Origin of the sequence: Streptomyces sp. 3214.6, assembly GCF_900129855.1 — a bacterium.
In the GTDB taxonomy this organism is placed as follows: Bacteria; Actinomycetota; Actinomycetes; order Streptomycetales; family Streptomycetaceae; genus Streptomyces; species Streptomyces soliscabiei.
On sequence record NZ_LT670819.1, the window covers coordinates 5,348,646 to 5,367,775 of the forward strand.

The following is a 19,130-nucleotide window of genomic DNA, read 5'->3' on the forward strand; positions in this document are numbered from 1 at the left end:
TCTGGAGAAGCACATGTGTGGAGCGAAGGCCGGCGGCCCGGACGCCTCGACGATAAAGCCCGGTGAGACCACGATCCAGGGCCAGGTGACCCGCGACGGCGAGCCGGTGGTGGGCTACGTCCGCCTCCTGGACTCGACCGGCGAGTTCACCGCGGAGGTCCCCACCTCCGCCACCGGACAGTTCCGCTTCTACGCGGCCGAGGGCACCTGGACCGTCCGCGCCCTCGTTCCCGGCGCCACCGCCGACCGCACGGTCGTCGCCCAGCAGGGCGGCCTCGCGGAGGTCGCGATCGCGGTCTGAGCACGACGGAAGGGCCGTACCCACGGGTGGAACACCCCGGGGTACGGCCCTTTCGGCGTGTACAGGCCTACCCTGAAGGTATGTACGCCCGCCGTCGGCACGTCTACTTCGCCATGATGGGGACCTGCATCGGGTTGTTCGTCCTGGCCTGGGGAGTCGTGCGCCTCTGGTCGATTCCCGTGGCCGTCGGGATGTGTGTGGTGGCCATGGTCATCCCGCCGGTCGCCGCGATGATCGCCAACCGGCGAGGGCCCGAGGACCGCTGGTGGGACGACCCCTCGGGCGACCCCAAGTCCGACGAGTGGTGGGACGAGCTGGACGGCAAGAAACGCCGCCCCCAGGACAGGCCCTAGTACACGAGCGCCTGCGTGTCGTCTCTCAGCGCCTCCTGTACGAACACCTGTGCGCCCGCGATCCGTACGCCCTCGATGACGTCCTGCTCCGTGATGTGCCGGCGGGCCGCGCACTGGGTGCACAGGGTGAGGCGGCCGCCCGCGAGGATCGAGTCGATCAGGTCGGGCAGCGGGGCCGCGTGCGGAAGCTCGAACTCGGCGGCCCGGCCCGGCAGCGCGAACCAGGAGGACTCCCCGGTCAGCCACAGGGAGACCTCGACCCCGCTGGCCACGGCCACCGCCGCGACCGTGAACGCCTGAGAGCACCGCTCGGGGGCATCGGCCCCCGCCGTCACCTTGATCACGAGCTTCTTCGACATGACTGAATCGTAATCAGCTCCCTACGACTGGCGTTGTCCCGCGTTGGAGGGTGCACCTCACAACGAGGGCCGGTCCCCGGCCGCGTAAGCTGGGGCCCGGCCCTGTTGTACGTACGGAACCGACACGCTCATCCGAGGAGCACCCCGTGGAGATCTTCTTCGAAACCCTGCTGGTCCTGGTCTGCGTCGGTGTCCTCGCCTTCGCGGGTCTGACCGTGAAGAAGCTGTACCAGGGCCAGCGCTGATCCACCCGAGGAACTGCCACTCATGATCGAGATTCCGTCCGACCTCCACAAGGACCTCGTCCCCCTCGCCTTTCTGCTGGGCACCTGGGCGGGCGCGGGCGTCCACGACTTCCCCGGTTCGGAGAAGTGCAACTTCGGGCAGGAGGTCACCTTCGGTCACGACGGCCGGGACTTCCTGGAGTACCACTCCCACACCTGGGTCCTGGACAACGACGGCAACAAGGTCCGGCCCCTGGAGTCGGAGTCCGGCTTCTGGCGCGTCGACGCCGACCGCAAGGTCGAGGTGACCATGGTCCGCGACGACGGCGTGGTCGAGATCTGGTACGGCGACCTGGCCGCCAAGAAGCCGCAGATCGACCTGGTCACGGACGCGGTGGCCCGCACGGCCGCCTCCGGCCCCTACACCGGCGGCAAGCGTCTGTACGGCTACGTCAAGAGCGACCTCATGTGGGTCGGCGAGAAGCAGACCCCCGAGGTCGAGCTGCGCCCCTACATGTCGGCCCACCTGAAGAAGGTCGTCACCCCGGAAGACGTCGAACGCTGGGCGAAGGCCCTCCCGGACGACATGCCGGACGACGGAATCGCCTTCTTCAAGTAGTCCTGTACGGTCCTAGACTCTTCGGTGTGGTGAACACTGGAAGCACCGACTGGAAGAGCGATCTGCGGCAGCGTGGCTACCGGCTGACGCCGCAGCGGCAACTCGTGCTCGAAGCCGTGGACACCCTGGAGCACGCGACCCCCGACGACATCCTCGTGGAAGTGAGGAGGACGGCGTCGGGGGTCAACATTTCCACCGTGTACCGGACCCTGGAGCTGCTTGAGGAGCTCGGGCTGGTCAGCCACGCCCACCTGGGGCACGGCGCGCCGACCTATCACCTGGCCGACCGGCACCACCACCTCCATCTGGTCTGCCGGGACTGCCAGAACGTCATCGAGGCGGACGTCCAGGTGGCCGCCGAGTTCACGGCCAAGCTGCGGGGGACGTTCGGCTTCGAGACCGACATGAAGCACTTCGCGATCTTCGGCCGCTGCAAGGACTGCTCCCTCAAGGCTTCAACTACCGAGTCGTAGGCTTAGGCGTATGAAGAGCCCTCTGCTGTCCCTGCCCGGCGCCGTCCCCGCCGAGGGTGTGGACGAAGGCGTCGCCGGTCACTACGGCGACCTGTTCCGCGAGCAGCGTGCCCTCGCCGACGGCACCGGTTTCGTCGACCTCTCGCACCGCGGGGTCGTCGCCGTCACCGGCGACGACCGGCTGAGCTGGCTGCACCTGCTGCTCACCCAGCACGTCACCGACCTGCCCGTCGGCCAGGCCACCGAGGCGCTGATCCTCTCCGCGCACGGCCACATCGAGCACGCGCTCTACCTGGTGGACGACGGGGAGACGGTCTGGGCGCACGTCGAGCCCGGCACCCAGGACGCGCTGATCGCGTACCTGGAGTCGATGAAGTTCTTCTACCGGGTCGAGGTCGCCGACCGGACGGCGGACATCGCGGTCGTCCACCTCCCGGCGGGGTCGATCGCCCCCGTCCCGCCCGGCGTCGTCGTCCGCGAGACCGCCTACGGCCGCGACCTCTTCCTCCCCCGCGTCGACCTGGAGTCGTACGCCGATCAGGCCGGCCCGCCGGTCGGGATCCTCGCCCTGGAGGCGCTGCGCGTCGAACAGCACCGTCCGCGCCTCGGCTTCGAGACCGACCACCGCACCATCCCGCACGAGCTGGGCTGGATCGGCTCGGCGGTGCATCTGCAGAAGGGCTGCTACCGGGGGCAGGAGACCGTCGCCCGGGTGCAGAACCTGGGCAAGCCGCCCCGGCGCCTGGTCTTCCTGCATCTCGACGGCAGTGAGGTGCACCTTCCGGTCGCCGGCACCGAACTCCGGGTCGCCGACGAGGACCCCGACGGCCGCAAGATCGGCTTCATCACCACGTCCGCCCGCCACCACGAGCTGGGCCCGGTGGCCCTGGCCCTGGTGAAGCGCAACGTTCCGGTGGACGCCCCACTGCTGGCCGGCACGACGGCGGCGGCCCAGGAAGTCGTCGTCGAACCCTAGTTGCATTGCCCTGCGAGCCCGGGTCCGCCGGCTCGCCGCATTCCGCTCGCTACATCTCGATCAGGACGGTGAACGGGCCGTCGTTCGTCAATGACACGCGCATCCGCGCCCCGAACCGGCCCGTCGCCACCGTCGCGCCCAGGGCGCGCAGCTGGGCGACGACCTCGTCGACGAGAGGCTCGGCGATCTCGCCGGGGGCGGCCGCGTTCCAGGTGGGGCGGCGGCCCTTGCGGGCGTCCCCGTAGAGCGTGAACTGGCTGATCACCAGCAGTGGGGCGTCGATGTCGCTGCACGACTTCTCGTCCTGCAGCATGCGGATCGAGAAGAGTTTGCGGGCGAGCTGGGCCGCCTTCTCCTTGGTGTCCTCGTGGGTGACCCCGACCAGGACGCACAGGCCCTCGCCGTCGATCTCCCCGACCGTCTCGCCGTCCACGACGACGCTCGCGCCGTCCACTCTCTGCACCACCGCTCGCATGCGGACCATGATGCCGGGTCCCCGGCACGCACTCACGGGGGGCCCATTTTTGATCCTTAAGCCCCTATCTGGGCCGTTCGGGGGGACTCGGTCACATCGCGGCGACTTGGGGTGGCACGATGCTTCCACCACACGCCGGTCGAGGGGACGGTAGAGGGACATGAGCACACCGAGTACCGGGCGGCCTGCCACCCACAGGCCACCGGCACAGCGCAGCGACAGCCCCGTGCTGCCCGCACAACCATCGGAGCCCGACCTGGCCCGGCTGAGCCTGCCCGAACTGCGCACCCTGCGCCGGGACGCCCAGCGCGACGAGGCCGACCTGAGCTACGTACGACGGCTGCTCCAGGGCCGCATCGACATCCTGCGCGCGGAGCTGGCCAGGCGGTCCCCGACGGGCGCGGCCTCCGTGGTCGACCGGCTGCCGGAGATCCTCACCGACGCCCCGGCCCGGCACCGCTCCTCGGCCCGGCACGTCACGCTGGGCACCCCGCACAGCGAGGAGTACCGCAGGCTGGCCGCCGACATGCTCGCCGACGTCGAGCTCTCCGACCTCGACGCGCGCACCGACCCGGAGCTGCACGAGGCGATGGCCCGCCTGATCCGCTACGAACAGCAGGTCTCCAGCCGCCGTCAGCACCTCCAGCGAACGGCCGACGAGTCGGGCGCGGAGATCAGCAGGCGATACCGGGAGGGCGAGGCCCAGGTGGAGGACCTCTTGGTGTGAGCGCAGCCCCCACGGAGGGTACGGGCAGGGGCGGCGGGGCGAAAAAATCCCCGCACACCCACCCCCCACCTGCCTACCGTGGCCTCATGACCGACGTACGCCTCATCACCGACGCCGAGCTGCCCGACTGGATACGCACCCTGCGCACCGGCTTCCTGCGCCCACCCACCGTCACCGACCGAGCCGTGGCCGACCGCCGGACGGCCACCGGGGACTCCCGCACCTCGGGAGCCTTCGACGAGGGCAGATGCGTGGCGACGTTCCGCTCGTTCCCGCAGGAGCTCACCGCGGTGGGCGGCGCCCCCGTCCCCGCCGACGCCATCTCCAACGTCTCCGTCGTGGCCACCCACCGCCGCCGCGGCCTCCTCACCCGCCTGATGAACGACGACCTCACGGCCGCGAAGGAACGCGGGGACGTCGTCGCCACCCTGATCGCCGCCGAGTACCGGATCTACGGGCGGTACGGCTTCGGCCCGGCCACCACGATGACCGAGTGGACGATCGACGTGCCGCGCGCCGGGTTCGACCCGCGCCGGCCGGTCCCCGGCGACGGCGGCCGCATCGACCTCGTCGACGGCGAGGAGGTCCGCAAGGTCGGCCCCGAGCTGCACGAGCGGCTGCGGCGCGCCCAGCCCGGCGCCGTCAGCAGGGACGAGCACTGGTGGACGGCGCAGACCGGGCTGCTGCGGCTGTACGACGACTCCTGGACCGAGCCCTTCTTCGCGGTGTACCGCGCGGCGGACGGCACGGTGGAGGGTCTGGTCTCGTACGAGACGGACGACGAGTGGAGTGACGGCAAGCAGCCGGTGAACACGGCGAAGGTGAACTGGCTGATCGCGGTGAACCCGGCCGCGGAGCGCGCCCTGTGGAGCTACCTGTGCTCCATCGACTGGATCACGCGGGTGAAGACGGGGTGGCGTGCCCCCGACGACCTGGCCCCCCTCTACCTGCCCGACCCGCGCGCGGCGCGTGTCACCACCCAGGCGGACTGGCTGTGGGTGCGGATCCTGGACGTCGTACGGGCCCTCGAGACGCGTACGTACGACGCGGCGGGCACGTTGGTGCTGGAGGTGGTGGACCGGGCCGGCCTGGCCGGAGGCCGCTTCCTGCTGGACGCGACCCCCGACGGCGTGTCCTGCACGCCGACCACCCGCAGCGCCGACCTCACCCTGGACGTCGCCGAGCTGGCGACCCTGTGGCTGGGTGACGAGTCGGCGGGACGGCTGGCGGCGCTGGGCCGGCTCGGGGAAGAACGACAGGGCGCCGCCCGGAAGGCCGACGCCCTGCTGCGCGCGTCCGGGCGTCCATGGTGCCCGGACATGTTCTGACGGCTCCTTTCGACCGGGTGTCCGTGTATCTGGGTATCCCGTGTTGTTCGTGTATCCGTGCTTGTTCTTGCTTGTTCGTGCATCCGTAGCTGTTCAGTTGTGGCTGTGCGGTCGATCTGAAGTTGTGGCTGTGCGGGATGTTCAGTTGTGGCTGTACGTCGGTGTCGGCTGTTCGGGCTCCCGGCTCCCCTCCGGAAGGGAGTCCGACCGGCCAACCGTCTGGAAGTTTGACCATGTCGTTGAAGTTGGTGACCAACTTCACTGTGCTTATGTCCGTTTGGAAGCGTCCTATAACCATCTCTCTTTGAACTGCCCAAAGATGGCGGGAAGTTGTACTGTGCGGACGTGGAGCCGGAAAATGCCTCCGTCACTGCACGGAGGGGGGCGGAGCGGCCGCAGCGGTCACACCGCGAGGTGGCCGACGAGCTGCGCACCCGGATCAGAACCGGGGTGCTGCGGCCGGGCCAGCGCATGCCCACCCAGGCCAAGTTGGCGGACGAGTTCGGCGTCGAGCGGGGTGCCGTACGCCAGGCGCTTCGCATTCTGCAGTCCGAGCAGCTTCTCACCAACGTCTCGAAGGGAAGTCCGGCGACGGTAGCCGTGCGGCCCGGCGCGCTCGTCCCCGCGGTCGGTTCCGGGGCCGCGCCGCAGCCCGCGATGGTCGGGCTTCCGCCCCGTATCACCGAGGCCTTCGCGGCCGAGCACGTCAGGGTCGACGCTCTGTGCCTGACAGCGGTCTCGCTGACCGCCGCGCTCGGCGAACCCCTGCGTCAGATCCACGCGGGGCGACTGAAACCGGCCAAGATCGACGTCCGTGTCCTGCTGCCGTCCCGGGACATCGACCTCGCCTTCCCGGTACCGCTGGACACCTCGGCCACCGGGCGGCTGCAACGCCGCTGGCTGGCCCATCGCAACGCCCAGGGTCAGGTGTTGCGGCACAACCTGCTCACCCTGCGCTCCACGCACGGCATCGACGTGCACGTCACCTTCCGCGCACTGCCGTTCACCCCGCCCGTCAAGCTGTACCTCCTCAACGGGACGGAAGCGCTGTTCGCCTACTACACGGTGGAGCTGGGCGAGCAGACGATCGACCAGGAGCACCTGGAGATGTACGACGCCGAGGGCACGCGGTCGGTGCTGTTCGCCTTTGAACAGGGAGCCGGACCGCGTGACACGACGTTCGTGGAACAGTCCCGCCTGTGGTTCAACGCGCTGTGGGAGACGATCAGTTCGGAGCTGGTACTCACGAGCTGACGGCCGGCCCGCTGGCGAGGAGGGCGAGGATCACGGCCCCGACAGAGCTGATCATGGGGCTCTTGGCCTTGATGCCGACGCTGAGCAGGAGCAGACCGACGGCGCCGGCGGTGCCGTACTTCCACTGGATGGTCTGCTCGACGCCGACGACGAAGGCGGCGCAGAGGAGGACGAGGACGGGCATGGGTGGTTCCCCCCTTCGGAGGTGGGGAGCGGGAAGCAAACCTTCCGCCAACTTGCTAAAGTTGGCAACCAACTACAACTATGTTGTCCCCACTTGGCAGCAACCGCTAAACAACTTTCAAGCAACTCCCGTCAGATGGGTGGAAGTTGTAACGTTTGGTCGTGACTCAGGAGAACGTGGCAGTGAACGGCAGTAGAAGCGTCACGCCCCAGCAGATCGCCAACGCCCTGCGCGAACGCATCCGCGCCGGGGAGCTCAAGGCCGGTGACCGCCTGCCCACCCAGGCCGAGCTCGCCGACGAGTTCGGCGTGGAACGCGGCGCCGTGCGCCAGGCCCTGCGCGAACTGCAGAACGACGGGCTCCTCAGCAACGTGAGCAAGGGCAGCCCGCCCCGGGTCGCGCAACCGTCCGCCCCGGGGCGCGACGAGCCCCAGCCCACGATGGTCAGCCTGGCCCCGCGCATCACCGAGGCCTTCTCCGCCCCGCACGTCCGTATCGACGCGGCGTGTCTGACCGCCGAAAGCCTGATTCCCGCCCTCAGCGAGCCCCTGCGGCTGATCCACGGGGGCGTGATCCATCCGGAGCGCATCGACGTCCGCATCCTGCTGCCGTCCCGGGACATCACACTCGCCTTCCCGGTCCCGGTCGACGGCCGCGGCGACGACGACCCCGTCCACCAGCGCTGGCTCGCCATGCGCAACGCCCAGGGGCATGTGCTGCGCCACAACCTCCAGACCCTGCGCTCCCACGGCATCGACGTCGACATCAAATTCCGCGCCCTGCCCTTCACCCCACCGGTGAAGCTGTACCTCCTCAACGGCACGGAGGCGCTGATCGCGTACTACCGGGTGACCCGGCGCGAGGAGTCCACCGACAGCGGCACCCTCGAGATGTACGACGTCCTGGGCACTGAATCCCTCCTGTTCTCCTTCGACACCACGGCCGGCCCGCGCGACGCCGCGTTCGTGGAGGAATCCCAGAAGTGGTTCGACGCCCTCTGGGAAACCATCACCACGGACCTGACACTCTCCTAGTGACCTCTGATACGCAGCAGACTCAACAGGCGCTTCCCGCGCCCCCCGTCACCGAGACCGAGGCGGCGGATCTGCGGGAAGTGATCAGGCAGGCGCGGGTCGTCCTGTGGGACTTCGACGGGCCCATCTGTCGCCTCTTCGCCGGTCACTCGGCGGAGAGCGTGGCCGAGGGGCTGGTGCGGTGGCTCGAAGGCCGGGGGCTGCACGGCCTGCTCACGGAGTCCGAGCGGGAGTCGCTCGACCCGCACGTCGTGCTGCGCGCGGTGGATCGCCGGCACCAGGGCAGCGACCTGGTCACGGAGTTGGAGGAACGCCTCACCCAGGAGGAGCTGAAGGCCACGTCCACGGCGATGCCCACGCCCTACGCGGACCCCCTGATACGCACGCTGAGGGCCCGTGGCCTGCGCCTGGCGATCACCACCAACAACTCCCCGCGGGTGGTCGACACCTACCTCGACACCCGCGGCCTCACCTCCTGCTTCGCCCCCCACATCTACGGCCGCACGCAGGAGCTGCGTCACCTCAAGCCGCACCCGCACTGTCTGAACCGCGCCCTGCGCGCCATGGGCTCCGCGCCCGACACCGCCCTGATGATCGGCGACACCCCCTCGGACTTCCTGGCCGCCCGGGAGGCGGGCGTGCCCTTCCTCGGCTACGCGCGTAACGAGCGCAAGGAGAAGACGCTCAGGGGCGCGGGCGCGACCCGGGTCGTGAACTCGCTGGAGCCGGTGCTGCAGGCGGCCCGCCAGACCTGAAGCCCGCCAGACCTGAAGCCCGCCAGACCTGAAGCCCGTCAACCGCACCCGAGCCGCGGTCAGGACGGCCTCAGCCGTGGCCGCAGAGCGGCCTGAGCCGATGGTTCAGGGGGATCTGAGGAGCAGGGCCACGAGTACGACGGCCGCTCCCACGGCGAGCATGTTGTGCCGGGCCCGGACGCCCACGGCCACGGTGAGCAGCAGCATCACGCCCACCGCCCCGAGTTTGGCCTGCACCGTCCATCCCGCGAAGAACGCGAGGAGTTCCCAGACTGCCGATAACAGGAGCATGGCCTTCCACCTCCCTGCCATTCTCAGTGAACCTTGCAAGTCCCGGTCCAATTGGACTGGTTGCCTTGAAGTGGCTTTCCCCTGGCCTGCTGATCCTTAATCGGCCTGTGTTGTCCGGGATTTGACTGGCCGTGGTTTGTCATTGGACGGATGGCGGTACGGTCGCTGTGTGGAGGCGCAGCAGAGTGGTGGTGACGGCGGCGGCCGGGAGTTCCAGCGGGTCGCCGACGAACTGCGCGCCCGGATGACGGACGGCACCTATCCACTGCACGCCTTCCTGCCGTCCCAGCGCGATCTGGCCGAGGAGTTCGGCGTCTCCCGGGACACGGTCCAGCGTGTGCTGCGCGAGCTGGTCAACGAGGGCTGGATCGAGTCCCGGCAGGGCAGCGGGTCCCGGGTGGTCAAGACGCAGCGGATCCAGTCGTCAACGCCCAGGGCGACCCGGCAGCGGCACGGAGCGACGCTGGGGCCGCTGCTCAGTGAGGCCTTCGAACAGCCCGAAGTCACCCTGGACGCCTACACGCTGACGTCCGAGTCCCTGGACGCGCACATCCGGCTGCAGGCCGAGCGGATCCTCGGAGGCTCCATCGCGCCGGAGCGCATCGGCCTTCGGATGATCCTGCCCTCCGAGGATCTGCACGTGCCCTATCCGAGGGTGCGGGACGACAAGGAGGACCCCAGGCTCCGGGATCGCCTGCACGACATCACCAACCGGCACACGGAATCGCTGCGCGGGGTACTGAAGGCGCTGAAGACGGAGAAACACGTGGAGTCTGTCGACGTCCAGATCCGGCACGCGCCGCTGACGCCGGCGTTCAAGCTCTACCTCTTCAACGGCGCGGAGGCGCTGCTCGGGCCGTACGAGGTGATTCAGCGGCAGATCGAGCTGGAGTCCGGCGAGGAGATCACCGCCCTCGACGTGCTCGGCCTGGGCGCCACGCTCACTCATCATGTGAAGGACGCGGACCCGAATTCGTCGGGCACCGTGTTCGTCGACAGCTGGCAGGCGTGGTTCGACTCCGTATGGAACCTTCTCGCCGAATAGCCGGGACGGCGTGCGCTAGCATTCCTCAATCGCGCGAGCAATCGCTCCCGTCCATACGTATGAGACGGCGAACCAGCCAGTCTCGGACGGCCTGACGTGGATGAGTGGCACACCACCCATTGGCTCACTTGATCATCGCTCCGGTCGTGCGGCGCCTTTACCGTTTGCCCTAACCAGCCCAGCGCGAGTACCCGGAGCGGCCAGTGGTCGACCACCTTGTTCCCCCTCGTCACCTCGGGGAACGAGCCGCCGAGGACGTGCCCGGGGTGCTCCGGGCCTTCGTCAGGGCCGCCGAATCGATGAAGGAATCCAGCGGCCATCACAATCGCAACTATGTGCTACCCCTGACGGAGGGAGTGGCCCGGCTGGTGGGCCGGGAGGCCGGCACGTCGGTGATCGTGCGCATCCGCCGCTCCGACGCGCTGCCCGTGGTGATCAGGACCTGGCAGGACGAGGCGGACATCCTCGACGCCGTGCACGGCGCCCTGCCGCACGCGCCCGAGTGTCTGCTCAAGACGCCGGGCTACGCCATCCACAGCCATGTGGAAGGAGTGCCGCTCTCCACGATCTGCGGAAACGGTAAGCCTGTCGACACCCTGCTGATGAAGGCGCTGGCCGGGCTGCTGGCGCGGATGACCCAGGTGCGCCGGGCGGCGCTGCCGGACCTGCCGGGTTCCTGGCCCGCCAACCACAGCGACAGCCAGGCCTTCCTGAAGACCCTCGCCCATCTCGCCGACGAACAGATCCGCAAGCCCAACTGGCGTGAGTTCGGCGGTCTGTTCAAGGCGCTGGGCATCGCCGACGACGCCCTGCTCCGGCTGGCCGAGCGAGTGCCCGCGATGACGCGGCGGCCGTACAGCCTGCTCCACGCGGACCTGCACCGGGACAACCTGATCGTCTCCTACGACGGCGCGCCGCCGCTCGTCTGCGTCGACTGGGAGCTGGCCACCTACGGCGACCCCCTGCACGACCTCGCCACCCACCTGGTGCGCATGCAGTACCCCGACCACCAGTGGGACGAGGTCGTCAACGCGTGGGAGGAGGCCATGCAGGAGCTGCGGCCCAGCGCGGTCAAGGGCCGGGCCAAGGATCTGCGCCACTACGTCGCGTTCGAGCGGGCGCAGTCCGTCTACCCGGACGTGATGCGGGCCGCCCGGTCGCTGCAGGAGTCGTTCACGCAGAAGAGCATGGACGAGGCCACCGCCGAGGTCCGCCGGGCGCTGCAGACGGCGGCGGAGCCGCTGCGGCTGAGGAACGTCCCGGCGAAGGACGAGATCGCCAGCGCCCTCTTCCGCTGGCTGGCGTCGCGGGGCGACGGAGGGGTCAGCGGCCGGCACTGGATCGCGAAGGCCACCGCCTGGCAGCCGGACCCGCGGCTGCCCGAGAACCCTCTCTTCCCGGCGTCCGCCGTGCGGGAGGCCCTGCTCGCGGAGGGGGCCGCGCCCGCGGACCGGGTGTTCAAGGGGACCGCGCATCTCAACTCGGTGGTCTGGGTGCGGGACATGCCCACCCCCGTCGTCGTGCGGCGCAAGCTGCGCAACGTCTCACGGCGCGAGCCGAGCTACCTGAGCGAGCACGCCGTCCTGCGGGCCATCCAGGAGTCCCGGGTGCGGGTGGCCGCGCCGAAGGTCCTGGCGCTGGGCGAGAGCTACCCGGACGACGCCTTCAGCATCCACACCTACGTCGGCACCCGTATCGACCAGCCGCCGAGCCATCCCGTCAACGGTCTGCTCCCGCACGAGGCGGACGCGCTCATCGACCAGCTGTGCCAACTGACGGGCGTGGACCATACGTTCGTCGACCCGCATGCCGGGCGGCTCGACTTCTACGAGTGGCTGAAGGAGCAACTCGTCGGCCTGGTGCGCAACCTGCCGAAGGAGTCCCTGCAACTGGCCCGCACGCTGGGGCTGCCCGACGAGTGGCGGCTGCGGGAGATCCTGTCCAGGCACCGGGTGAGCCACCGGGCGCCGGCCCTGCTGCACGGCGACCTCAACCCGTGGAACCTGGTGCGCCGCAACGACGAGCTGGCCCTGACCATCATCGACTGGGAGATGGCCCTGGTCGGTGACCCGCTCTACGACCTGGTCCGGCACATGCACCTGACCCCGACCCGGCCGGAGATCCGCACGCGGATGTTCCGGCGGTGGGAGGAGAAACTACCGAAGCGGTACACGAGCGACTGGAACAAGGACTGGTCTGTCTACCGCTGGATCGAGATCGTCCGCTCCGCGTACATCGACCTCGACCGGCTCGCCACCCGCGCAAGCCTGGACGCCCCCAACGTCCGCCGAGCCGTCGACTCCTACGCCGGCACCCTCGCCGCCGCCACCGCCTCCCTGGGCCTCCCGGTATCAAGAACAGCAAACCCCTACCTGGCCCGAGCCTTGGCCTAGGACCGGGCGCCGGCCCGGTACCGGTCGCCGTAGGCTCGGCTCATGAGTGAGACCGGGCTGCGTGAGCGCAAGCGGCAGCGGATGTTCCAGGCCGTGTCGGACGTCGCCGTCCGGCTCTTCATCGAGCGCGGGTTCGACGCGGTGTCCGTGGCGGAGATCGCCGCCGCCGCCGAGATCTCCAAGCCGACCCTGTTCCGGTACTTCCCGGCCAAGGAGGACCTGGTCCTGCACCGGCTCGCCGATCACGAGCAGGAGGCGGCGCGGGTCGTCACCGCGGCGCACGCCGAGGGAGTCGCGCCGCTGCCCGCCCTGCGCCGGCACTTCCTCGACGGTCTGGCCGCCGAGGACCCCGTCACCGGGCTCAACGACCACCCCGGCGTCCGCGCCTTCTACGACCTCCTCTACGGCACTCCGTCACTGGTCGCCCGGCTGTACGGCTACCTCCAGCGCTCGGAGGCCGCCCTCGCCGAGGCCCTCGCTCAGGTGCTCGGCGGCTCGGTCGGGGACGACCGGTCCGACGCCCTCGACGCCCGGTTGGCGGCCGGTCAGATCGTCGCCGTACGGCGGATCCTCGCCGAGGAGAACTGGCGGCGGATCTCGGCGGGGGAGCGGCTGGAGGACGTCCGGGAGGACGCGGTGGCGGAGGCGGAGCGGGCGTTCGCCGTGCTGGGAGCGGGCCTGCCGCGGCTGACCTGACCCCGGGGCCATTCTTGTACTCAGTAAAATATGTGACTCGGTCACGCTATTCGCTACGCTGGCTGTATGACGGCACCCGAACTCACCCCGAAGGACGCCGCGGCCCCTGACGCACAGGACCTCGACACCGCCCTCCGCCAGGAACGCGCCCACCACGAGACCTGCCGTGCCGCCCTCACCGCGATGGTCGAGGGCGCCGACCTCCAGGTGATCACCGGCGAGGACGTCTCCGCGTCCGGCGCCGACGCCGAAGTCCTCGGATACCGGTTGCGCAGCCACGCCAAGGCCCTGCACGAGCTGCCCGAGGGCCCCCTCTTCTTCGGCCGGCTCGACTTCGCGCACGGCACGGGCAGTGAGCACGAAGGTCTCGCCCAGCACATCGGCCGGCTCCGCATCAGCGAGCACCCGGCCGCCCCGCCCCTCGTCGTCGACTGGCGGGCCCCCGTCTCCCGCGCCTTCTACCAGGCGAGCACCCGCGACCCCCAGGGCGTGGCCGTCCGACGCCGCTTCGGCTGGGCCCCCGGCAGCCGCGGCGACTCCACCGACCTCACCGGCCTGGAGGACGAGCGCCTGGGCGCCGGCGAGCGGCCCGCGGACGAACAGCTCGGCCGGGGCGGACCCACGGCGCCGGGCGGGCCCACGGCGCCGGGCGGGCCCACGGCGCCGGGCGGCATCGTCGCCCGCGAGATCGAACGCCCCCGCGTCGGCCCGATGCGGGACATCGCCGCGACCATCCAGCCCGAGCAGGACGACCTCGTACGCGGCGACCTCACCGAGTCGGTGTGCGTGCAGGGCGCCCCCGGCACCGGCAAGACCGCCGTGGGCCTGCACCGGGCCGCCTACCTCCTCTACACCCACCCGCGGCGCATCCAGCGCGGCGGCCTGCTGATCCTCGGCCCCAACCGCACCTTCCTGCGCTACATCGCGGAGGTCCTGCCCTCCCTCGGCGAGACCGGCGTACGGCAGTCGACCCTCCACGACGAGATCGCCCGCCACCCGGTGACCGGGGCGGACTCCGACCGGACCGCCGCCCTCAAACACGACGCCCGGATGGCCGAGGTGCTGCGCCGCGCGGTCTACGGACGGGTGACGGCCGACCGCGCCGAGGGCCTCTCCGTCCCCGACGGCTCCTACTGCTGGCGCGTCCCGGGCCGCGCGCTGGCGGAGATCGTCGCGGGCGTGCTCGCCGAGGAGCTGCCGTACGAGACCGGGCGGGAGCGGGTGCGCAGTCGGATCGTCCGCCGGATCCAGGAGCAGGCCGAACGCCGGAGCGGGCCGCCCCCGGGCGCCTGGATCCGCCGGATCGAACGGGCGCGGGCGGTCAGCGAATGCGTGGACGCCATGTGGCCGAAGACGCGCCCGGAGGAAGTGCTGACCCAACTCCTTACCCACCCAGAGGAGTTGGCGCGGGCCGCGGCCGGCCTCCTCGACCCCGACGAACAACAGGCCCTGCACTGGCCGCGCCCGCCCCGCTCGTTCAAGTCGGCGCGCTGGTCGACCGCCGACCTGGTCCTCCTCGACGAGATCGCCGGCCTCCTCGCCCATCCCCAGGGGTACGGCCATGTCGTCGTCGACGAGGCCCAGGACCTCTCCCCGATGGAGTGCCGGGCCGTCGCCCGCCGGGTCCCCTTCGGCTCGCTCACCGTCCTCGGCGACCTGGCCCAGGGCACCGCCCCCTGGGCGGCGACCTCCTGGCCGGTGCAACTGGCCCACCTGGGCAAGCCCGACGCGACCATCGTCCCGCTCACCACGGGCTTCCGGGTCCCGGCCGCCGTCCTCACCCTCGCGAGCCGCCTCCTCGACCGCCTCGACGCCGACGTGCCCCGCGCCCACTCCCTGCGCCGGGACGGCGAGCTGCGCATCCGGCGGGCCGACGGCGACCTGCACGCCGCGGTCGTCGCCGCCGTACGCGACGCTCTCGCCCATGAGGGCTCGGTCGGCGTCATCGCCGCCGACACACAGGTCGACGGCGTCCGCGAGGCCCTCACCACGGCCGGCATCCCGAACTCCGGCCCGGACGACCCGGCCGCCCGGGTGACGACGGTCCCCGCGACCCTCGCCAAGGGCCTGGAGTACGACCATGTCGTCGCCGTCGAACCGGCCGCCATCGCAGAATCAGAACAACGAGGCCTGAACCGCCTCTATGTCGTCCTGACCCGCGCGGTGTCCCGCCTGGACGTGCTGCATGAGCGGGAACTGCCTTGGGAGGGATGAGTGGCGGGCCTCAGTTCTTGAGGGCCTCTGCGATCTGCCGGGCGGCCTGGGCGGGGGTGAGGTGCGTGGTGTCGATGACCTCGGCCTCCTCGTGCAACCAGGTGCGGGCCGCCTCGGCGTAGGGCTCGAGGTATGCGAGGCGGAACGGGGAGTCGGGGCCGAGCACCGTGTCGCCCGCGATGCGTCCACGGAGGGTCTCCTGGTCGGCGTGGAGGACGAAGTGCCGTACGGGAATGGCGTGTTGGGCGAGGCCGGTGCTGATCTCGCGCCAGTACTGCTCGACCAGGACGGTCATGGGCATCACCAGAGTGCCGCCGGTGTAGTCGAGCACGCGGCGGGCGGTCTCGACCACCAGCGGACGCCACGGCGGCCAGTGCTGGAAGTTGTCCGTCGCGGGCAGCCCCGGCGTGATGTCCATGAGCGTCTCCCCGACCTTCTCGGCGTCGAACACCCGCGAATCCGGGATCAGCCGCTGCACGAGTGCACTGGTCGTCGTCTTGCCCGCGCCGTGGGTCCCGTTGAGCCATACGATCATGACACCCCACGCTAGGGCCTGTCCGGCGGGCCGTGTTCCCGGCGGTCCCTAGGTGAACCCCTGAGCCCGGTGTCGGGGCGGGCGGGCCTTCGCTCCGGGAAACCCCTTCGTTCCACGCGTGGATTCGTCGCACCGGCGTGGACGGCAGCATCGTCCACGCCGGTGCGACGGGGACCACAGGGAACAGCGAGGGCGGGAGAACGATGAGAGGCTCACGATTCGGGGCGTTGGCGCTGCTGACGGTGTGCGCGCTGGTTTCCACGGCGGGCGGTGCGGTCGCCGCGCCGCCCCCCGCGGTACCGGACGGAACCGCGTTGCAGGCGGCACTGGACCAGGTGACGGCAACCGGCGCGGTCGGCGCGGTCGCCGAGGTCCGCCAGGGTGACGCCGTATGGCGCGGCAGCAGCGGCAGGGCCAGGCTCAACGGCCGGCAACCCGCCCCCGTCGACGGCCGCTTCCGCGCCGGCAGCGTCACCAAGACGTTCACCGCCACCGTGGTGCTGCAACTGGTGGGCGAGGGGCGGCTGCGGCTGTCCGACACCGCCGAGCGGTGGCTCCCCGGGCTCGTCGCCGCCCCCGGAGGCGACCGGATCACGGTCCGGGAACTGCTCCAGCACGCCAGCGGCCTGCCCGAATACACCGACGGGCTGCTCGACGGCGACGCCCCCCATGACCGCTTCCGCACCTGGACACCCGCCGAGCTGGTCCGACGGGCCGTCAAGGACGGCGACCGCAACCGCCCCCTGCTGTTCCCGCCGGGCACCGATCACCACTACTCCAACACGGACTTCATCGTGCTCGGGATGATCGTCGAGAAGGTCACCGGCCGCTCGTACCGCACCGAGATCGACCGGCGCATCATCCGGCCCCTCGGACTGCGGGACACCCGCCTGCCGGGCTCCTCTCCCTTCCTCACCGGGCCGCACTCCCACGGCTACGAACCGGTGGAGAAAGAGGACGGGACCGTGGTCCCGGTCGACTACACCACCGTCAACATGTCCATCGCGGGCGCCGCCGGCGAGATCATCTCCACCACCGCCGACCTGGACCGCTTCTTCCGCACCCTGCTCAGCGGCGGCCTGCTGCGCCCGGCCGAGCTGCGCGAGATGACCGTCGACACCAGCGGCGAGGGCTGGGGCCTCGGCCTGGAGACGGCCACGCTGCCCTGTGGCACCATCGTGGGCCACGGCGGCGGCACTCCCGGCTACCGCACCATCTCCTTCCACACACTCGACGGCACCCGCCAAGTCACGGTGGACTGGACCGACTGGGGCGCCGACGCCGACGCCGGCCCCGCGGCCTTCGCCCTGATGACCGCCGCTCTCTGCCCCACGTAGCCACCGACGGCCGAGCGCGCCGCACTCCGGATGGCGTGCGGCGCGCATGTCCACCGATCGGCTTGGACATCATCCTCCGGGCCGTCGGCGAGATCGCTCAGGGCTGCGGCGGGCCGCGCGACGGGACCGGCTGGCCGTGCAAGGCGTGCTATTTTGTTGAGCGATCGTTCAACTACGGGAGTGTCGGTGGGACGCAAGCAGGTCTGGGATCAGACGGAGGTACTGGCCGGCGCCATGCGACTGTTCCGTCGCCGCGGCTACCTCGGGGCCTCGGTGCGGGACATCGAGGAGGCGACCGGGCTGCATCCGGGCAGCCTGTACCGGGTCTTCCAGAGCAAGGAGGGCCTGTTCTGCGCTGCACTGGACGCCTACAACGACCAGGTGGTGCAGGGTCGCGTCCGGGCCCATCTCCTGGAGCAGCCGGATCCTGTGGCCGGCATCCGGTCGTTCTTCACCTCGGCGTTCGAGACCGGTCTCGAACGCGATCCAGGATGTCTGCTCACCAACACCGCGGTGGAGTCCTTCACCGTTTCGCAGGCCGCCGCGGGAGTGCGCCGAGGGCTGGAGGCGATCGAGTCCGGCTTCGCCGACGCGCTGACGCGCGCCCGCGCTCTGGGCCTGCTGTCAGCGGATCTGGACGTCGAGGTGTCAGGAGCCCGCCTGCTGGCGCTCTATCAGGGCCTGCTGGTGCTGGTCCGGGCCGGCACCCCCGTCGCCAAACTGCACACCATCACCGATGGCGCGATGGCGTCGATCGGCTCCGACAAAGAAGGACAGCGATGAGCGACCCACAGCAGCTTTGGACGAACTACGCCGCGTGCTGGTCGGCCGACCCCGGCGAGCGGCTCGCCGCACTCGGCGTGGTCGCGGTCGAAGACGTCGCCTATCGGGACCCGGGCACGGAGGTGGGCGGGCTGACCGAGCTGGCCGCCTACATGGCCGGATTCGCCGCAGCCTTCCCCGGCCACCGGTTCCGCATCGACGAGGTGGTCGAGCACCACGACCGGTCGCTCGCACGGTGGACCCAGCTCGGCGAGCAGGACGAACCCGCCATGGCGGGCGTGAGCACCGCGCTCCACCGCGACGGCCGGCTCGCTGACATCACTGGGTTCTTCCTCCCCGCATGAGCGGATCCCGCAGCCTCGCCGAGCATGTCGCCGATCAGCTGGCGCCGCTCGGCGGGGTCACCGTCCACCGCTATTTTGGTGGCTGGGCACTGCGCAGCCGCGGCATCCAGTTCGCGATCGTGATGGACACGCTCTACCTCCGCGTCGACGACGCCACCCGCCTCTCCTACGAGGAGGCCGGGTGCACACCGTTCACCTACCGTGCTGCGGGCCGCGCGATCGTGGTGCACGCCTATTACAGTGCCCCGGCGCAAGTGATCGACGACCGGACCCAGCTGTGCGTCCTGGCACGCGCGGCACTCGCCTGACCAGGCGGTCCCCAACCGCCGAGCGATGGCCAGCCGCTCCTTGACCCCTGCCCGAGGTGGACCTCGCACTGAGCACCTGGCTTCGCCGCCCGTAGGTCGCCGTCGGGGTAGACGTGCGGTAG

Annotated in this window: 23 protein-coding genes; 18 read left to right on the forward strand and 5 right to left on the reverse strand. The window is 70.4% G+C overall.

Features of this window, described 5'->3' with window-relative positions; all coding sequences use genetic code 11:
- Positions 1–13: 13 nt before the first annotated feature.
- Positions 14–301: a DUF1416 domain-containing protein gene (locus tag B5557_RS24125; protein WP_020122955.1), complete on the forward strand. Its 288-nt coding sequence runs from the start codon at positions 14–16 to the stop codon at positions 299–301.
- A gap of 80 nt (positions 302–381) precedes the next feature.
- Positions 382–654 carry a DUF3099 domain-containing protein gene (locus tag B5557_RS24130; RefSeq protein ID WP_079661417.1) on the forward strand — a complete coding sequence of 91 codons (273 nt, stop codon included), beginning with the start codon at positions 382–384 and terminating at the stop codon, positions 652–654.
- Here the strand turns inward: B5557_RS24130 and B5557_RS24135 are convergent.
- Entirely contained in the window at positions 651–1,013 is a 363-nt protein-coding gene (locus tag B5557_RS24135; protein ID WP_079661418.1) for a DsrE family protein, read from the reverse strand. The two genes, B5557_RS24130 and B5557_RS24135, sit on opposite strands and share 4 nt — an antisense overlap.
- A gap of 267 nt (positions 1,014–1,280) precedes the next feature.
- Here B5557_RS24135 and B5557_RS24140 point away from each other — a divergent pair, with 267 nt between their 5' ends.
- Genes B5557_RS24140 through ygfZ form a run of 3 tightly spaced genes read left to right on the forward strand, consistent with a single transcriptional unit; the run spans position 1,281 to position 3,305 of the window.
- A complete protein-coding gene (locus B5557_RS24140; protein WP_079661419.1) occupies positions 1,281–1,856 on the forward strand; it encodes an FABP family protein in 576 nt (191 codons plus the stop codon).
- 26 nt (positions 1,857–1,882) lie between these two features.
- A complete protein-coding gene (locus B5557_RS24145) occupies positions 1,883–2,329 on the forward strand; it encodes a Fur family transcriptional regulator (RefSeq protein ID WP_173877724.1) in 447 nt (148 codons plus the stop codon).
- Positions 2,330–2,339: 10 nt separating this feature from the next.
- On the forward strand, positions 2,340–3,305 hold the full coding sequence (ygfZ, locus tag B5557_RS24150; protein ID WP_079661420.1) for a CAF17-like 4Fe-4S cluster assembly/insertion protein YgfZ: 966 nt from the start codon (positions 2,340–2,342) through the stop codon (positions 3,303–3,305).
- A 49-nt stretch (positions 3,306–3,354) separates the two neighbouring features.
- Here the strand turns inward: ygfZ and dtd are convergent, their stop codons facing one another.
- On the reverse strand, positions 3,355–3,780 hold the full coding sequence (gene dtd / locus B5557_RS24155; RefSeq protein WP_079664962.1) for a D-aminoacyl-tRNA deacylase: 426 nt from the start codon (positions 3,778–3,780) through the stop codon (positions 3,355–3,357).
- 160 nt (positions 3,781–3,940) lie between these two features.
- On the opposite strand from dtd, the gene B5557_RS24160 reads away from it, so the two are divergent.
- The 3 genes from B5557_RS24160 (at position 3,941) to B5557_RS24170 (ending at position 7,089) form a co-directional block, all read left to right on the forward strand.
- Positions 3,941–4,507, forward strand: a complete 567-nt coding sequence (locus B5557_RS24160) for an RsiG family protein (protein WP_079661421.1) — start codon at positions 3,941–3,943, stop codon at positions 4,505–4,507.
- A gap of 86 nt (positions 4,508–4,593) precedes the next feature.
- A complete protein-coding gene (locus tag B5557_RS24165; protein WP_079661422.1) occupies positions 4,594–5,835 on the forward strand; it encodes a GNAT family N-acetyltransferase in 1,242 nt (413 codons plus the stop codon).
- Positions 5,836–6,165: 330 nt separating this feature from the next.
- Positions 6,166–7,089: a winged helix-turn-helix domain-containing protein gene (locus tag B5557_RS24170; RefSeq protein WP_079661423.1), complete on the forward strand. Its 924-nt coding sequence runs from the start codon at positions 6,166–6,168 to the stop codon at positions 7,087–7,089.
- Here the strand turns inward: B5557_RS24170 and B5557_RS24175 are convergent.
- Positions 7,079–7,273: a hypothetical protein gene (locus B5557_RS24175; RefSeq protein WP_079661424.1), complete on the reverse strand. Its 195-nt coding sequence runs from the start codon at positions 7,271–7,273 to the stop codon at positions 7,079–7,081. The genes B5557_RS24170 and B5557_RS24175 overlap by 11 nt on opposite strands.
- A gap of 155 nt (positions 7,274–7,428) precedes the next feature.
- On the opposite strand from B5557_RS24175, the gene B5557_RS24180 reads away from it, so the two are divergent.
- Both B5557_RS24180 and B5557_RS24185 read left to right on the forward strand, forming a co-directional pair.
- The gene (locus B5557_RS24180) at positions 7,429–8,307 is read left to right on the forward strand and encodes a GntR family transcriptional regulator (protein ID WP_099936550.1); all 879 of its coding nucleotides are present in this window, start codon (positions 7,429–7,431) and stop codon (positions 8,305–8,307) included.
- The gene (locus B5557_RS24185; protein ID WP_231976017.1) at positions 8,307–9,062 is read left to right on the forward strand and encodes an HAD family hydrolase; all 756 of its coding nucleotides are present in this window, start codon (positions 8,307–8,309) and stop codon (positions 9,060–9,062) included. Before B5557_RS24180 ends, B5557_RS24185 begins: the two co-directional genes overlap by 1 nt.
- Before the next feature lie 105 nt (positions 9,063–9,167).
- On the opposite strand, the gene B5557_RS24190 is transcribed toward B5557_RS24185, so the two are convergent.
- Entirely contained in the window at positions 9,168–9,353 is a 186-nt protein-coding gene (locus B5557_RS24190; RefSeq protein WP_079661427.1) for a hypothetical protein, read from the reverse strand.
- Between the two features lie 169 nt (positions 9,354–9,522).
- Between B5557_RS24190 and B5557_RS24195 the strand changes: the two genes are divergently transcribed.
- The 4 genes from B5557_RS24195 to B5557_RS24210 all read left to right on the forward strand — a co-directional run bounded on the left by B5557_RS24195 (position 9,523) and on the right by B5557_RS24210 (position 15,701).
- Complete coding sequence (locus B5557_RS24195; protein ID WP_079661428.1) at positions 9,523–10,398, forward strand: winged helix-turn-helix domain-containing protein; 876 nt, start codon at positions 9,523–9,525, stop codon at positions 10,396–10,398.
- A gap of 299 nt (positions 10,399–10,697) precedes the next feature.
- Positions 10,698–12,791, forward strand: a complete 2,094-nt coding sequence (locus B5557_RS24200) for an aminoglycoside phosphotransferase family protein (RefSeq protein ID WP_079664963.1) — start codon at positions 10,698–10,700, stop codon at positions 12,789–12,791.
- 42 nt (positions 12,792–12,833) lie between these two features.
- Positions 12,834–13,487 (forward strand): TetR family transcriptional regulator, encoded by a 654-nt coding sequence (locus tag B5557_RS24205; protein ID WP_079661429.1) that lies wholly within the window; start codon positions 12,834–12,836, stop codon positions 13,485–13,487.
- Between the two features lie 66 nt (positions 13,488–13,553).
- Complete coding sequence (locus B5557_RS24210) at positions 13,554–15,701, forward strand: HelD family protein (RefSeq protein ID WP_079661430.1); 2,148 nt, start codon at positions 13,554–13,556, stop codon at positions 15,699–15,701.
- Positions 15,702–15,711: 10 nt separating this feature from the next.
- Here the strand turns inward: B5557_RS24210 and B5557_RS24215 are convergent, their stop codons facing one another.
- Entirely contained in the window at positions 15,712–16,236 is a 525-nt protein-coding gene (locus B5557_RS24215; protein WP_079661431.1) for an ATP-binding protein, read from the reverse strand.
- 203 nt (positions 16,237–16,439) lie between these two features.
- Between B5557_RS24215 and B5557_RS24220 the strand changes: the two genes are divergently transcribed.
- The 4 genes from B5557_RS24220 (at position 16,440) to B5557_RS24235 (ending at position 19,008) form a co-directional block, all read left to right on the forward strand.
- The gene (locus B5557_RS24220) at positions 16,440–17,573 is read left to right on the forward strand and encodes a serine hydrolase domain-containing protein (RefSeq protein WP_079661432.1); all 1,134 of its coding nucleotides are present in this window, start codon (positions 16,440–16,442) and stop codon (positions 17,571–17,573) included.
- 186 nt (positions 17,574–17,759) lie between these two features.
- Positions 17,760–18,356: a TetR/AcrR family transcriptional regulator gene (locus B5557_RS24225; protein ID WP_079664964.1), complete on the forward strand. Its 597-nt coding sequence runs from the start codon at positions 17,760–17,762 to the stop codon at positions 18,354–18,356.
- Positions 18,353–18,700 carry a nuclear transport factor 2 family protein gene (locus B5557_RS24230; protein ID WP_079661433.1) on the forward strand — a complete coding sequence of 116 codons (348 nt, stop codon included), beginning with the start codon at positions 18,353–18,355 and terminating at the stop codon, positions 18,698–18,700. Before B5557_RS24225 ends, B5557_RS24230 begins: the two co-directional genes overlap by 4 nt.
- Positions 18,697–19,008 carry a TfoX/Sxy family protein gene (locus B5557_RS24235; protein ID WP_079661434.1) on the forward strand — a complete coding sequence of 104 codons (312 nt, stop codon included), beginning with the start codon at positions 18,697–18,699 and terminating at the stop codon, positions 19,006–19,008. Before B5557_RS24230 ends, B5557_RS24235 begins: the two co-directional genes overlap by 4 nt.
- The last annotated feature ends 122 nt before the right edge of the window (positions 19,009–19,130 follow it).